This is a genomic window from Scopulibacillus darangshiensis, assembly GCF_004341035.1.
GTDB classification, from domain to species: domain Bacteria; phylum Bacillota; class Bacilli; order Bacillales; family Sporolactobacillaceae; genus Scopulibacillus; species Scopulibacillus darangshiensis.
In genome coordinates this window covers 1-13,419 of record NZ_SLXK01000019.1, presented here as the reverse complement: position 1 = coordinate 13,419, position 13,419 = coordinate 1, and the positions used below count along the sequence as shown (strand labels likewise).

17 protein-coding genes are annotated in these 13,419 nt (G+C 41.6%); 5 read left to right on the top strand and 12 right to left on the bottom strand.

Features of this window, described 5'->3' with window-relative positions:
- Positions 1-98: 98 nt before the first annotated feature.
- Positions 99-926: a cobalamin-binding protein gene (locus EV207_RS13020; protein ID WP_132746591.1), complete on the top strand. Its 828-nt coding sequence runs from the start codon at positions 99-101 to the stop codon at positions 924-926.
- A 25-nt stretch (positions 927-951) separates the two neighbouring features.
- Here the strand turns inward: EV207_RS13020 and EV207_RS13015 are convergent, their stop codons facing one another.
- The 8 genes from EV207_RS13015 to EV207_RS12985 form a co-directional block, all read right to left on the bottom strand.
- Positions 952-1,542, bottom strand: a complete 591-nt coding sequence (locus EV207_RS13015; RefSeq protein WP_132746659.1) for a 3D domain-containing protein — start codon at positions 1,540-1,542, stop codon at positions 952-954.
- Between the two features lie 159 nt (positions 1,543-1,701).
- Complete coding sequence (locus tag EV207_RS13010) at positions 1,702-2,019, bottom strand: YuiB family protein (RefSeq protein WP_132746590.1); 318 nt, start codon at positions 2,017-2,019, stop codon at positions 1,702-1,704.
- A gap of 170 nt (positions 2,020-2,189) precedes the next feature.
- Positions 2,190-2,312, bottom strand: a complete 123-nt coding sequence (locus tag EV207_RS23085; protein ID WP_165886938.1) for a YuiA family protein — start codon at positions 2,310-2,312, stop codon at positions 2,190-2,192.
- A 498-nt stretch (positions 2,313-2,810) separates the two neighbouring features.
- The gene (locus EV207_RS13005; protein ID WP_132746589.1) at positions 2,811-4,031 is read right to left on the bottom strand and encodes an NAD(P)/FAD-dependent oxidoreductase; all 1,221 of its coding nucleotides are present in this window, start codon (positions 4,029-4,031) and stop codon (positions 2,811-2,813) included.
- A 795-nt stretch (positions 4,032-4,826) separates the two neighbouring features.
- Positions 4,827-5,195, bottom strand: a complete 369-nt coding sequence (locus tag EV207_RS13000; RefSeq protein WP_165886937.1) for a HesB/IscA family protein — start codon at positions 5,193-5,195, stop codon at positions 4,827-4,829.
- 73 nt (positions 5,196-5,268) lie between these two features.
- Positions 5,269-6,135 carry a diaminopimelate epimerase gene (gene dapF, locus EV207_RS12995; RefSeq protein WP_132746587.1) on the bottom strand — a complete coding sequence of 289 codons (867 nt, stop codon included), beginning with the start codon at positions 6,133-6,135 and terminating at the stop codon, positions 5,269-5,271.
- Positions 6,136-6,153: 18 nt separating this feature from the next.
- Positions 6,154-6,384: a hypothetical protein gene (locus EV207_RS12990; protein ID WP_132746586.1), complete on the bottom strand. Its 231-nt coding sequence runs from the start codon at positions 6,382-6,384 to the stop codon at positions 6,154-6,156.
- Positions 6,385-6,461: 77 nt separating this feature from the next.
- Positions 6,462-6,698 carry a YuzB family protein gene (locus tag EV207_RS12985; RefSeq protein WP_132746585.1) on the bottom strand — a complete coding sequence of 79 codons (237 nt, stop codon included), beginning with the start codon at positions 6,696-6,698 and terminating at the stop codon, positions 6,462-6,464.
- A 157-nt stretch (positions 6,699-6,855) separates the two neighbouring features.
- Between EV207_RS12985 and EV207_RS12980 the strand changes: the two genes are divergently transcribed.
- On the top strand, positions 6,856-7,917 hold the full coding sequence (locus EV207_RS12980) for an NAD(P)/FAD-dependent oxidoreductase (RefSeq protein WP_132746584.1): 1,062 nt from the start codon (positions 6,856-6,858) through the stop codon (positions 7,915-7,917).
- Positions 7,918-7,971: 54 nt separating this feature from the next.
- Here EV207_RS12980 and EV207_RS12975 read toward each other — a convergent pair whose 3' ends face one another.
- On the bottom strand, positions 7,972-8,292 hold the full coding sequence (locus EV207_RS12975) for a YuzD family protein (protein WP_132746583.1): 321 nt from the start codon (positions 8,290-8,292) through the stop codon (positions 7,972-7,974).
- Between the two features lie 178 nt (positions 8,293-8,470).
- On the opposite strand from EV207_RS12975, the gene EV207_RS12970 reads away from it, so the two are divergent.
- On the top strand, positions 8,471-8,692 hold the full coding sequence (locus tag EV207_RS12970) for a NifU family protein (protein WP_132746582.1): 222 nt from the start codon (positions 8,471-8,473) through the stop codon (positions 8,690-8,692).
- Positions 8,693-9,094: 402 nt separating this feature from the next.
- A complete protein-coding gene (locus EV207_RS12965; protein WP_243647060.1) occupies positions 9,095-9,667 on the top strand; it encodes a YkoP family protein in 573 nt (190 codons plus the stop codon).
- A gap of 11 nt (positions 9,668-9,678) precedes the next feature.
- On the opposite strand, the gene EV207_RS12960 is transcribed toward EV207_RS12965, so the two are convergent.
- Together EV207_RS12960 and yutH are read right to left on the bottom strand one after the other, a co-directional pair.
- Positions 9,679-10,653, bottom strand: a complete 975-nt coding sequence (locus EV207_RS12960) for a 2-hydroxyacid dehydrogenase (RefSeq protein ID WP_132746581.1) — start codon at positions 10,651-10,653, stop codon at positions 9,679-9,681.
- A 278-nt stretch (positions 10,654-10,931) separates the two neighbouring features.
- Complete coding sequence (gene yutH / locus EV207_RS12955) at positions 10,932-11,912, bottom strand: spore coat putative kinase YutH (RefSeq protein ID WP_132746580.1); 981 nt, start codon at positions 11,910-11,912, stop codon at positions 10,932-10,934.
- 144 nt (positions 11,913-12,056) lie between these two features.
- Here yutH and EV207_RS12950 point away from each other — a divergent pair, with 144 nt between their 5' ends.
- Positions 12,057-12,545: a phosphatidylglycerophosphatase A family protein gene (locus tag EV207_RS12950; RefSeq protein ID WP_132746579.1), complete on the top strand. Its 489-nt coding sequence runs from the start codon at positions 12,057-12,059 to the stop codon at positions 12,543-12,545.
- On the opposite strand, the gene EV207_RS12945 is transcribed toward EV207_RS12950, so the two are convergent.
- Positions 12,542-13,306 (bottom strand): TIGR01457 family HAD-type hydrolase, encoded by a 765-nt coding sequence (locus EV207_RS12945; protein ID WP_132746578.1) that lies wholly within the window; start codon positions 13,304-13,306, stop codon positions 12,542-12,544. The two genes, EV207_RS12950 and EV207_RS12945, sit on opposite strands and share 4 nt — an antisense overlap.
- Positions 13,307-13,419: the final 113 nt, after the last annotated feature.

Here is a 13,419-nt window from a genome sequence, read left to right as displayed (position 1 = left end):
AATACAAAATTGTTTGCCATCATGACCTGCTATACTATAACATAGGAAATAGTGCAGTGTTGCTAAGTTTCTGAAACGTTTGCAAAAGGTGGGATAGCATGCGAATTGTCTCGATATGTCCTAGTAATACGGAATTATTAGCTTACCTAAATTTAATCCCTCATGTTGTCGGCGTTGATAATTATTCTGATTGGCCAAATGAGATCAGGACATTGCCGAGATTGGGACCCGATTTGTCAATTGATTTGGATAAAGTAGAAGCGCTTCGGCCCGACCTTGTTGTTGCTTCGCTGTCTGTCCCAGGAATGGAAAAGAATATTGAAGGCTTAAAAGAACGCGGCTTGCCCTATATAACATTAAATCCAAATTCTCTTGAGGATATTGCAGATGACCTCATCACACTCGGTGAATTAACTGATACCAAAGATCTCGCAGAAGAAATAGTCAAAGTTTACAGCGAGACGATTAATTTTTATCGAAGAGAAGCTAAAATGATTGTCTCCCAACCGAAAGTATATTGGGAATGGTGGCCAAAACCCGTTTTTACCCCTGGAGGAGAGAATTGGTTAACAGAAATCACCGAACTTGCCGGCGCTAAGAATGTATATGGACAATACAAGAAGGCCAGTGTTCAAACAACTTGGGATGATGTTGTTGAAAAGCAGCCGGACCATATTTGTATGATCTGGGTCGGTGTCGACAGTCATAAGGTTAAACCTGAATTTGTTTTAAAAAGGGAAAATACCGATAAAATGAAGGCTATTGCTAAGGGAAATATACACGTTTTAGAAGAACCCTACTTTTGCCGCCCTTCACCCCGGCTATTGATCGGCCTTCGCAAAGTTGCAGCCCTTTTGCATCCAAATGTTTTCCCCGCCTTTCTAGATGAAGATGCATTGATTAAGATTGCGCAAAAAAGGGGCTGACCCTAAAAAGGTCAGAACCCCTTTTTTAATTCCGCTCAAATACTTGCTGTGTTTTGGTATTATTAAGGGCTTCCATCACATTTTCTGTCAAACTGCCATCACCTTTTTCAATGACATAGACATCTAATGTTCTTTTCCCCCAGCGTTCATATACATCTTTTACCGTTGGATAATAGAGATCAAGCTCATAGCCTTTAATTGCAGATCCGGTGTCTGCGACAACACCATAACCGTAATTTGGGATAAACAATACAGTGCCAATTGGGAAAATGTCCGGATCGGCAGCCACAGTAGAATACAGATCCCTGCGAACCTTGACACCGCTGTATGTAATACCGAAAGATGGATCGTCTTTGGTTTTTCCGGTTGATTCTATGCCGGCAGTATAACCGGTTGCTACAACCTCATGTGAAGGATATTTTTTAAAATCTCGTTTATCAAAGGGTTCCCGCGCATGTGCCTGTTTTATAGACAAATGGCCTGCCCTGCCGGTTTCTTTACCCTGCTGATTATGGGTGATCCACTTAATAATATCATTCGCCTGGAGACCCGTAACAGTATAAAGTGTCGTAAGAATGGCAGCTATGAAGAGAATCGCCATAATTGTCCTTCTCATGACGCTCCGAGTTGTTTTCAATACATTCACTCTCCTCCTGTCTATTTTTCACCCTAATCTAGGAAAAATATACATAGAGGAGCTGACGCAATTATGTGTGTAAGAAAGTTTATACTTTATTAACTAAAAAAAACAACCCTTTAAATTAAAGGATTGCTGTTAAAACATTTGGTAGCCTCTTACCCTGAGCATTTTAATGACAACGCCCGCTATAATTGCGCCGATGAAACCCATAGCCAAAACCAAAATGTCAACGGATGTCAATGATGCAAGCCTTGCGCCAAGGGCGGAAAATGACTCTCCCGGATTTATGACATATTCCCAGGTTGATAATTTATCGATCATAATGATAACAATAAATGGATAACAAACGGCCATCACCCAAGATGTCTTCAATAACATATTAATAATAAAACCAATTCCGAAAAATAAGACCATAAATAGCAGCATGGATATAATTAATTGAGGCAAGAACATCCCTGTGATCCCCCTAACAAAGAAACCGTACTGAAAACGCTACTCCTCTCTATTTATAGTACTAATAAAGGCATGGATCGTCAAACGAACCTATAGCAAATAAGGTGTGAAAAGCGATGTTCGCCTCTCACACCCTTGATCGCTCTCATGCACTTCTCCGGGGAGGATAACTACGAGCTTTTGCCTGTACCAGAGCAATGGTCACAGGTTTCCGACCCGCCGAGAAGAAGTTGAAAATACCCTATACCTTTACAATATGGACACTGATTCAACTTATTATCAGACTTTCTCATTTAGCACACTCCCCTTTCGAATTTTCAGATAATAATATCAGTTTTTTGCTGTCTTGGAAAGGCACAATTTGAGCCTTGTATAAAGATGTAAGCGAATTCATCTTTCAAATACGCTTTATTCTTTTCATTTACTGCTATTTTCTAATTCTGAAAATTTAGTTATATCACCAATGCTCTTGTCCCATTGTTAGTTTGATTTTCTCCCCTCGTATTTATTCTACTTTTCCAAATAAATTCTACCATTTCTTACGAAGGCCTGGGCTTATTTATTGGCTTTGGGTCTTCATCTCTGTTATGAAAGACCTTTCTACCGATTTTTTACCGCTTCAGGGTGTTCATCACACTCATGAAAGACCTTTCTCTCCCTTACTTGTGAATTTCGGGCTTTGATTTGGATCATATTGATATTTATGTAAATAATTAGGTAGAAAGGAGGGGGCCAAATGATGATACCAGAAAAAAAAGCAAAGGCCCGATTAAAGCCCTTGCTTTGTTTGACTAAAACAATTTCAACTTGCCTTTTTTAAGTAATAATCCAGGTCCACCGAGAAGGAAAAGATAGCGGTCGTCGATGACCTTTTTCATTGCTGCCGCAGATGTACCCTTAAGCTTCTTATCTCCAAATACTACTCCAATCGCATCTCCGTGACCGAGTGAAGCAACGGTTCCTTTGGATTTATAAGTAAACTTCTCAGTAGGTTCACCATTAAGCAGATGCTTCATGTTTCTTGCCAATGTGTAAGATTCTTGAATGGCAATTTGTGCAGTTGGCGGATATGGACGGCCTGATTCGGGATCCATGATCAATGCACAGTCACCGACAACAAAGACGTGATCATCGTCAGGAGCGCGAAGATCGTCATTCACCGGAACCTTGCCCCGGTTTGTTTCGAAGCCGGAGTTTTCAACGATGGAGTTAGCACGAACACCGCCTGTCCATACAATCGTACCCGCTTTAATTTCATCTGTTTCTTCACTGTCTTTGGTACCGACAATGACACTGTCTTCCGTGCACTCTTTGATCATGGTGCCGAGCTTGAACTCTACACCTTTGCTTTGCAGCAAATTAAAGGCATAATCGACAAGTTCCTTATCAAATCCAGGAAGGGCTGATGGTGCCGCTTCGATATTAATAAGACGGACTTTATCACGATCGATATCATATTCACGACAGAGCTGAGGCACACGGTTTGCCAGCTCCCCTACAAATTCAATTCCGCTGAACCCCGCACCGCCGACGATAATATTAAGCTTATCATCATCTTTATCATTGTCGTGGTGATAGCTTGCGAATTGATATTCGATATGTTCTCGGATCTTTCGCGACGTATCAACACTGCGAATGCTAAAGGCATTTTCTTCTAATCCTTTGATGCCGAATGTTGCTGATTCGAACCCAAGTGAAATAACAAGATAATCGTAATCAAGTTCACCATTTTCCATGATAACTTTTTTCTCATTTTTTTTAATTTCTTTAACTGTGTCTTGAACAAAATGAATGCGGTTCGTGTTAATAACATTCTTAATCAGCATCCTGGTGCGATCGTGGTGAATGGTACCCGCTGCTGCCTCATGAAGCCATGTTGTCTGATAGTGATAATTATGTTTGTTGACCAATGTAATCTCCGCATCCTGCACACTTAGCTCTTTGGTCAATCGAACTGTACTCATCATTCCGCCATAGCCGGCGCCAAGAATAAGAATTTTTGGCTTACTCAATAGTATCACTTCCACCTTTTTGATATGATATTTTATCAAATATTTCGAATTATAAGGCTATGTGATGAATTTCACTAATTTCTTCAGCCTTATTGAACTAATACCAATAATATGTCTTTTGCGTTTATTTTTCAAGCCCTTCGATGTTATGAATGTGCTGAAAGTTTCCGTTAGTTTGCCCCTTTCTACCGAGAATATAAGTGATACTAAAAATACTAACATCTCCACTCTGGCATTCATCACCTTTTGGCAAAAGTGAGCATGAATATCCAGTCCAACAAATTTCTAAAGCATATGATAGCAATGATTTGTCAAGACTGTTTGTGGTGATGAATAATGTGGATAATAGACATCTTTAAAAAAATTAAAAACTTGTTAAATAAGAAGAGCCCAACCGATAACAATGTTCCTCTTACAGTAGAGGGGCGACAATCGGGGATAACTCCCAATCAACGTTATTTATATGAAACCTTTAAAATGAGGGGTATTCAAGCAAGAATGAATGAGCCCTTGGGTCCTTTCACTGCCGACCTTCTCCTGCCCCGTTTGAGGATTGCCGTTCTCTGCCTTCGGAAGGACAAAAATGATCCTTTAATTAAGGTGAAAATTCATCAGTTAAGGAAATACGCGAGGACACTGGGCTGCCGTTTGTTCATCGTTAGAGATCAGAGTTTTTACAAAGACATGGAAAAAATCCTTTTATATTCAGAGTTTTATGCCAAGAACCGACAAGGCCAAGAAGATAAGGGAAATTAAAAAAGCTTTCCGGAATCGGAAAGCTTTTTCGCTTTTCTATTAACAATCCTTCGACGGCGTGCCGGCATTAGTCGCTGTTTTAAATGACGAACCACAGCCGCAAGTGACCATGGCATTAGGGTTGTCGATCTTAAAGCCCCCGCCCATCATATTTTGCTTGAAATCTATCGTCACATCTCTTAAAAGCGGTGCGCTTTCGTTATCAATAACCACTTTGACGCCATCATCTTCAAAGGATAAATCATCTTCCTTAAGTTCAGTATCAAAACCCATGCCATAGGTAAGTCCTGTACATCCGCCGCCCTTAACACCGACACGAAGGAACAGGTTGTCACCTTCTTGTTCAGCCATCATTTCCTTCACGCGATGATTTGCGGCTTCTGTTAATGTTAAAATCATGAAGCTCATTCCTCCTCCATTCTTTCCTAATATTATATCCCCAATAGAGGCTTACCTCAAGAAAACAAGCTTTGGATAGATGTTACAAGTAAAAAGTCCCCTCGCAAATGGTTGTGGCTGCACCTGTCATTAGTACATGCTCTGTATCCGATGACCATATGATATCCAGATCACCGCCGCTTAGATGAACCGTTATGTTTTGGTCCTTTTTTAGCCGATTTTCCAGAATGCCTGCCACAACGGCTGCACAAGCCCCAGTCCCGCATGCTTGTGTTATGCCTGATCCTCTTTCCCAAACCCGATATTCAATAGTATTATCCGTTAAAACTTCAATAAAACCTACATTTACACCTTCGGGGAACAGCGGGTGGGTATCAGCGAGAATTGGACCTAACTCGTGTATAGGTGCTTCTTCGATATTATCTACAAAAAACAATGCATGAGGATTTCCCATCGAAACAGCTGTGACCGAATAACCTTTTCCTTCGAGGAACACGGATTCCTTAATCACTGGCCTGCCCACGGGGTTTCCTGCCATCGGAATGTTTTTTCTTTCAAGAATTGGCGCCCCCATGTCGATCGTGACACGTTCAACATGCTGTCCTGCTAATATAATTTCAGCCTCGACAATCCCGCCTAACGTTTCAATCGTAAATTTCTGTTCCTTTACAAGGTTATGTTCAAAGGCATATTTGGCCACGCATCTCAGGCCATTGCCGCAATTCTTTGCTTCCGATCCATCTTTATTAAATATGCGCATGAAAACATCCGCCTTATTTGACGGTAAAATAAGGATCATGCCATCCGCACCGATCCCCGTATTCTGGTCAGCCACCTTCACCGCTGTTTCGGCGTAGGTCCCCATCTCAAGCGGACGGCTAATTAGATCTATATAAATGTAGCAATTGCCAAGTCCATGCATTTTAGTAAAAGGAATGTTTTTTACCATTTTTAGCAGCCCCCTATTCTATCTTAAACACCGGTCAGACCAGATATAGTCGTCATCCATGCTGACGATAACAAGTTTTTCATGGCAGCATGGCATGACAACGTGTGTTTTCACTCCGTCAAAAGCCTCTTTTATCGCGTCACTTTTTATATTAAGCATAACGGACGATTCCCGGCAGAACGGACATTCATTAAAATAAAGGTCTTCCATTACCTTCTCATATGGCCACGTATGGTTAAAATCAAACATATTGCTCCCCCCGTAAGATGAGTCTTTTTAAAAAAGCACCGCAAACAACCGCGGTGCCTTGCTATCATATCTATTTTTTAAAACATTGGATTTTCTTCAAGATAATCGTAAATATTATTAACTAAATCATCAGTCGTCTCTCCTGAAACAAACTCACCATTGACAAGGGCATATGGGCCTTCATAACATAACCCGCAATTTCCAAGACATGTATATTCAACAACATCAAGGTTGGGATCCTTTTCAAGAAGTTCCAATGCCTTTTGCGAGCCGCTGGCGAGATTGCTCATGCAAAACTCAATAATTGGTTTCATTAAGGGCTCACCTCTTCATTATACTAACGTCAGAGTGGATCTCGCGTCAATAAGAAAGAACCGGATATTAAAATTATCACCGGAAATCTTGTGATTATGTGAACAGTTCGATATACTTTTTTATGGGATAAATGTGCAATAGAAAGGATATTAACTGATGAAGAATTTACTTATTTTAGGCGGCGGATACGGAAGTATGCGAATCATGCAGCATCTTTTTTCTGGAAAGCTTCCGGAGGATCTCCATGTCACACTTATTGACCGCGAACCATACCATTGCATGAAAACAGAATATTACGCTTTAGCTGCTGGAACAATTTCTGATAAACACGTGCGCGTTGCTTTTCCTGAACATCCTCAGTTAACGATTGTTAACAATGAGATAACCGGGATTGACCTTAATAATAAACAAGTATTAATGGGTAATGAATCCCTGTCATATGATAAATTGGTTATTGGTTTGGGTTGTGAGGATAAATACCATGGCATTTCTGGCGCCAAAGAACACACTCTGAGCATCCAATCAATACGGGCGGTTCGGGAAACGGCTCAGGTTTTGCAATGCCTGCCGACAAACAGTGTTGTCTCCATCGTCGGCGGCGGTCTGAGCGGCATTGAGGTCGCTAGTGAGCTTCGTGAAAGCCGAAAGGATGTTAAAATTCAATTGTTTGACCGCGGCGAACGGATTTTATCGCCTTTTCCCGAGCGTCTTAGCCATTATGTTCAACAATGGTTTACGGAAAATGGCGTTGATATTGTTAACTGCAGCAATATCACCAAAGTCGAACCGGGTATTCTCTATAATAAGGATGAGCCTGTAGAAACGGATGCGACTGTATGGACTGCTGGCATTCAAGCTCATCATCTTGTCCGCGGGCTCGAGATCGAGAAGGACCGTAACGGCCGTGCTGTTGTCACGGATCATCATCATTTGTCTAATAATCCTGATGTCTTTGTTGTCGGCGATTGTGCTGCTTCAGAACATGCTCCAAGCGCTCAGCTTGCTGAAATTCAAGGCGACCAAATTTATGAAGTGCTTAAAGCGGGGTGGAGCGGTGAAGAACTCCCTAATCTGTCTCCAATTAAACTTAAGGGTATTATGGGATCATTAGGTAAGAAAAAAGGCTTCGCATTATTGATGGGCACTCCTGTTACAGGACGCGTCGCAAGGCTGTTAAAGTCAGGCCTTCTTTGGGTCTATCGTTATCATAATGGGTAAAAAAACAAGAGCCTCCAGTTCTAATTCTGGAGGCTCCTGTTTTTTTCGCAGAATTTAAGCGGATTTAAAACCGTTTTCTTCAATCGTTTGAAAAATTGTTTTGAGCCTTGGATTTCCCTCGCCAATGACCTTTCCGTTAGTAACAACAAGTGGATAAAAAAGCTCATCATTTAAAATCTTATCAGTGAATGTTTTATCTTCATCAGTCTCAGGCTGATTAATATCAACATAACGAATTGATATTGAACTATCCGGGTATTTTCTTTGAATGGCTGCCCGGATCCACTCCATCGTTTCCCGAGACGAAGGAGAATGCAAACAGCTTGGGCAAGCCTGTTCAGCACCATACACCGTCATTTCCATTTTGTTATCCATCAGGAGGTCCCTCCCATTTAATTAGCATATAAGTTGTTTTTATCTTACTTTTATTTTACACTAACAATGGTCCATACTTAAAGTATTTGGTGAATTTTTCTGAAGGGCCAACCGTAGCTTTTTTTTCAATAAAATATTATAATAAAGACATAAGGCATGATGAAAGGGGTCATCCGCAATGCGTGAACAAGTTGAAGAAGTGCTCGGAAAGCTTCGCCCGTTCCTTTTACGTGACGGCGGGGATGTCGAGCTTGTTGATGTTGAAGATGGCGTTGTCAGGGTTCGCTTAATGGGTGCATGCGGCAGCTGCCCCAGCTCGACGATTACGTTAAAAGCTGGCATAGAGCGCGCACTGCTTGAAGAAGTACCTGGCGTTAGAGAATTAGAACAAGTCTTTTAATGCGACTTAGCGCATCTTTATAGCCAATAGTCATAGACCATATGAAGTCCTTTAACCAGCAGTTGTTGGTCGAAGGACTTTTTTACGTCTTTTTTACATAAAGAAAACTCGCCGATTGGCGAGCCTTTGGCGAAGACAGAGGCGTAGTTGCACTTATGTGCGTCAGAAAGTTATACTTTCTGATTAACTAAAGAAAACTTGGTATCGCCCGCGCCTTTAATGGCGGAAGCCTTAGTTGTACTTATACTTTATTCCTCTACTTTATTCCTCTTTTTCGCGTTAGCGAACTTTAATATTTTTAAAGTATAAATAAAAAATAAACAGCATGAAATGATAAATAGGGAGAAACTAAAGCCGTTAGATTGCGGGGAACATAAATTTATTTTATGCGAGGCGACATACATGGGAAAAGTGAGATGTTATATGATTTCTATATGGGCTTTTTTTGATCCTTTGTATTTTGCATTTACCAGACTGACTTATCTCGGCGAGCGCCAAACCAGCATCCTTAGGATCAAATTAGTTCGCTATAAAGGAAAGGATGTTCTTTTATCTGATGGCACTAAGATAAGAAAAAATGACGTCATGATTAAGATCCATCTGCACAATGTTTTACTGTTAAAAGAATTAAAAGAAATAAAGGGGCAAATAAAGAGAGCAAGATTCATATACAGGCAAATGCAGCAAGCAATGCCAGGGTTGTCTGAATTTATCTATAATCATGAAAAGAATCATCAAATCAAAGGCATTGTCGGCATTACAATGTTATATAAGGGGGCGGACCGGCTGGGCTTTGACATTTTGCCTACTTCCAACCGATTTTACAGGTGGTTCAAATATATCGCCTTGTATCCCATATATTACATTGCTGCCCAACAAGAATCACCATTGTTCCTTAAATCACCAAATCCAAAATATTTGCTGATGTCAAAGAACACTTTGACATCAAAATATAAAACCCTCGAGGAAGTGTAAAGCCAGGCTGATTACTCCCGGCTTTTGACCGGCGTCACGGCCGGTTTCCCTTCCAAAATTTTCGCGATGTTCCAGCATGCCAAATCAATCATCTTATAGCGTGTTGCCATACTTGAGCTGCCAATATGCGGCAAGGCGACAACCTGGTCTAATGATAAAAGCGGGTGATCGGAAGAAATCGGCTCTTTTTCAAAGACGTCTAATCCTGCTCCCGCAATTTTCCCGCCCACAAGGGCTTTGTAAAGCGACTGTTCATCCACAACTGGCCCTCGGGAGACATTAACAAAAATAGCATCCTGCTTCATAAGCTCAAAAGCTTTACCATCAAACAGCCCCTTAGTTTCTGCCGTCAATGGCGTCAGGCATACAACATAATCCGCTGCTTCCAACACATCCTCAAACGGTGCGTATACGGCTCCGAGGGTCTTTTCTGCCATTTCATCCCTCGATCGATTATGATATAGAATGTCCATATCAAAGCCTTTGGCCCTCCTGGCAAGAGCTGTCCCAATCCGGCCCATGCCGACAATACCAATGGTTTTATGGTGCAGATCTTTCCCGGCCAGCAGAAGAGGCCCCCAATTTTTCCATTGCCCCTTCTTGACATAATCTGACGCTTCAACAATCCGGCGGGCTACAGCCATCATTAAAGCAAAAGCTAAATCGGCGGTCGTTTCTGTCAAAACATCCGGTGTATTGGTGATTGTAATCCCATGCCGTTCAGCTGCCTTAACATCAATATTGTCATAGCCGACAGCAAGATTACCAACCACTTTCAACTTATTGGCATGACTAAAAAAACTCTCGTCAACGTCTTCAGACAGCGTGGTCAATACCGCATCAACATCTTTTACTTCATTTAACAAAATATCGCGGGGCACTGGCTCCAACTCATCCGTCCACATCTTTATATTAGCTATATTTTTGAGGCGTTTGATACTGTCTTCAGGGCATTTTCTTGTGATATACACCTTTGGCTTGTTCAAGTTACATGCCTCCTTCAGCTTTCTATTATCATCTCATAGCTGATTTTAAAGAGCAAAGAAGCCGCATAAAGAAAACTCGCCGATTGGCGAGCCTTTGGCGAAGACAGAGGCGTAGTTGCGACGCACAGGACGTGCTAGTACTGGCGTTGTAACAGGATGTTACGTCTTTAGCCAGTGCACTTATGTACGTCAGAAAGGCTACTGCTTGAATCAGCTTCTTTGCTGCCTTGCGACAAAACGAAGTGGAGGAGCATAACCATACTTAATGATTAACTAAGTTAGCTAAGCCAGTCAACGACTTTAACATCATGAAAAACACGATCTGAATACCAGCGTAAAAAGGCTACATAGCTTTCCGTTCTTGATATACAAGCCTCAAGCTTGCCGCACCACTGTTCTTCGTCCCGTTCCCCGTCCAATGCAAAGTATTCCTCCGCTATTTCAATAAAGGGGATTGGGAACAATAATCGGCCGTAAATCATCGCTTTCGTATGCGATGTAATCTCCCGTTCTTGATGATATTGATTCAAAAAGTCGATAAGTTGCTGTTCAGTTTGAATTTGGCCATTCCAAACGGAGCGCCTTAACCATTCAGCTAAATCTCTAGAAGGATGATCTATCACCCAATCAGCCGGGTTTTTGACCCTCTTGCCGGATCTGCCCCATGTTTCATTAGAAAAACGATAATGACATACAGCAGGCGGTTCAATCAAGCCTTTATCAATTCTTAGATCGGTCATATACTGAATCGCATTTTCAGCCAGCCCTGAAAAGTATGGAAAAACACTCATAAAGCGTGCTTTAAATGGTGAAAGCTGTTCTTGTCTAAGGCTTTGATAATATTGGTTTCTTAAGTCATCTATCCGTTTCGCCCAATATGTCGTCCCATTCATATAGGAGCTGTGTTCCGCTTGTTCTGCGGCAGCCAGCGTACTTCGGTTATGGAAACCAGCTAGTTCTTCGGGCATTTGAACATTTTTCCTCGAATCATTTGACACAGACAATAAAACAACGGGCACCCCTTGAAAAGTTGTGACGTACTCCCCTCGCAAGTCGGGTATCATCATCGCAATATCTTCCTCGCCCTGAAGTCTCAATGAATGGGTCAAACCAGCCAGAGCCCTCATATCCTGCAGGTAAAAATGGTTCTTTAGAAATAAAAAGAGACTGTCATTGCCATACAATAAACCCGATGACCGATTGCTTTCATCCTGCTCACATAGCAGACCATATTGTTCATAAATAAAAGGCACAAGCATCCATTTCACCCTCTTTATCCACTCTAATCCAAGCTTCTTTTATTAGTTTATGACGTCGCCTAATGGAAATGAACCATATCTTAGCGTTTGAATAAACATAAGGTGTAGAACATAACCTAGAGAAAAAAAAGGCGGTGTGCATCTTTGACTGATGTTGTAGAGAAAACAGCCAGAAAGTGGTTGAAAGAACGCGGTGTGACTAATGAGGATATCGCCGAACTCGTTTTATTTTTACAAAAGCCATACCACCCTTATTTAACGAAGGAGCAATGTCTTGAACATGTTAACGCGGTTCTCACAAAGCGTGAAGTCCATAACGCCATATTAACCGGCATTCAACTCGACCGGTTAACTGAAAAAGGGATGATTGAAGAACCGCTTCTGGATATGTTAAAACGTGATGAAAGTCTTTATGGAATAGATGAAGTCATCGCCCTTTCAATTGTCAATGTCTATGGGTCTATTGGTTTTACCAATTATGGCTACATTGATAAGAAAAAACCAGGGATATTAGAAAAGCTAAATGATAAATCATCAGGGGAATGCCATACCTTTCTTGATGATATTGTTGGAGCGATTGCAGCGGCATCTTCAAGCAGATTGGCCCACAGTAATCGTGATCAGAACGATTAAAACACCCATTCGCTTAAAGAATCAAGCGCAAATGTCGGCTGCTTTCTTTCATTGACCATTGCCTCTCTTGTTGTTACGCCGGTATGGACGAGTAACGTATCCACTCCGGCCCGCAAGCCTGCAAGAATATCTGTATTATAATTATCGCCGATCATAAGTGTCTTGTCTTTTGCTGTCCCTATTGTTTTGAGCGCCTGTTCAACAATTATTGGTTCGGGCTTGCCAATAAAAAGGGGATCAATGGTTGTTGATACGCTGACCACCGAAGTGAGGGACCCATTACCGGGTAGGAAGCCCCTTTCCGTTGGCAACGCTATGTCCGGGTTGGTTGATAAGAACTTGGCCCCTTTTCTAACTGCAAGGCATGCCTTCGCAAGCTTTTCATAATTGATATCCCTGTCCATGCCAATGACGACATAGTCCGGTTCATTTTCTTCATATGTTAATCCAGATTCCGATAACGCCTGCTTAAGACCGATTTCACCGATAAAATAAACCGTGGCATCCGGCTTTTCATTCTTAATGAACTGGGCGGTTGCCATGCTTGTTGTCAGAACCTGTCCTGGCTCAGCCGGGACGCCAAATTCAATGAGTTTATCAGCAACCTGTTCCTTCGTTCTTGTTGAATTATTTGTTACAAATAGGTAAGGATGACCTTCCTCCTTCAGCCTTTTGACAAAGTCGACTGCTTCATGGATTTGCTCCGTTCCCCTGTACATTGTTCCGTCCAAATCAATTAAAAAACCATCGTATTTTTTCAAATTAAAACCTTCCTTTATTAAGAAAAACCGGGCAAAAAGCGCCCGGTCCTTTTTTGGCTAGAGAATATCCGATAGTTTATATTCCTGACCATGTACCCCTTTATAATACTCAG

Bases quoted from the DNA above. Each gene is read 5' to 3' on its own strand.
- EV207_RS13020 (WP_132746591.1), top strand. From the start codon at position 99: ATGCGAATTGTCTCGATATGTCCTAGTAATACGGAATTATTAGCTTAC.
- EV207_RS13015 (WP_132746659.1), bottom strand. From the start codon at position 1,542: ATGAGAAGGACAATTATGGCGATTCTCTTCATAGCTGCCATTCTTACG.
- EV207_RS13010 (WP_132746590.1), bottom strand. From the start codon at position 2,019: ATGTTCTTGCCTCAATTAATTATATCCATGCTGCTATTTATGGTCTTA.
- EV207_RS23085 (WP_165886938.1), bottom strand. From the start codon at position 2,312: ATGAGAAAGTCTGATAATAAGTTGAATCAGTGTCCATATTGTAAAGGT.
- EV207_RS13000 (WP_165886937.1), bottom strand. From the start codon at position 5,195: ATGAGCTTCATGATTTTAACATTAACAGAAGCCGCAAATCATCGCGTG.
- dapF (WP_132746587.1), bottom strand. From the start codon at position 6,135: ATGGTAAAAAACATTCCTTTTACTAAAATGCATGGACTTGGCAATTGC.
- EV207_RS12990 (WP_132746586.1), bottom strand. From the start codon at position 6,384: ATGTTTGATTTTAACCATACGTGGCCATATGAGAAGGTAATGGAAGAC.
- EV207_RS12985 (WP_132746585.1), bottom strand. From the start codon at position 6,698: ATGAAACCAATTATTGAGTTTTGCATGAGCAATCTCGCCAGCGGCTCG.
- EV207_RS12980 (WP_132746584.1), top strand. From the start codon at position 6,856: ATGAAGAATTTACTTATTTTAGGCGGCGGATACGGAAGTATGCGAATC.
- EV207_RS12975 (WP_132746583.1), bottom strand. From the start codon at position 8,292: ATGGATAACAAAATGGAAATGACGGTGTATGGTGCTGAACAGGCTTGC.
- EV207_RS12970 (WP_132746582.1), top strand. From the start codon at position 8,471: ATGCGTGAACAAGTTGAAGAAGTGCTCGGAAAGCTTCGCCCGTTCCTT.
- EV207_RS12965 (WP_243647060.1), top strand. From the start codon at position 9,095: ATGGGAAAAGTGAGATGTTATATGATTTCTATATGGGCTTTTTTTGAT.
- yutH (WP_132746580.1), bottom strand. From the start codon at position 11,912: ATGCTTGTGCCTTTTATTTATGAACAATATGGTCTGCTATGTGAGCAG.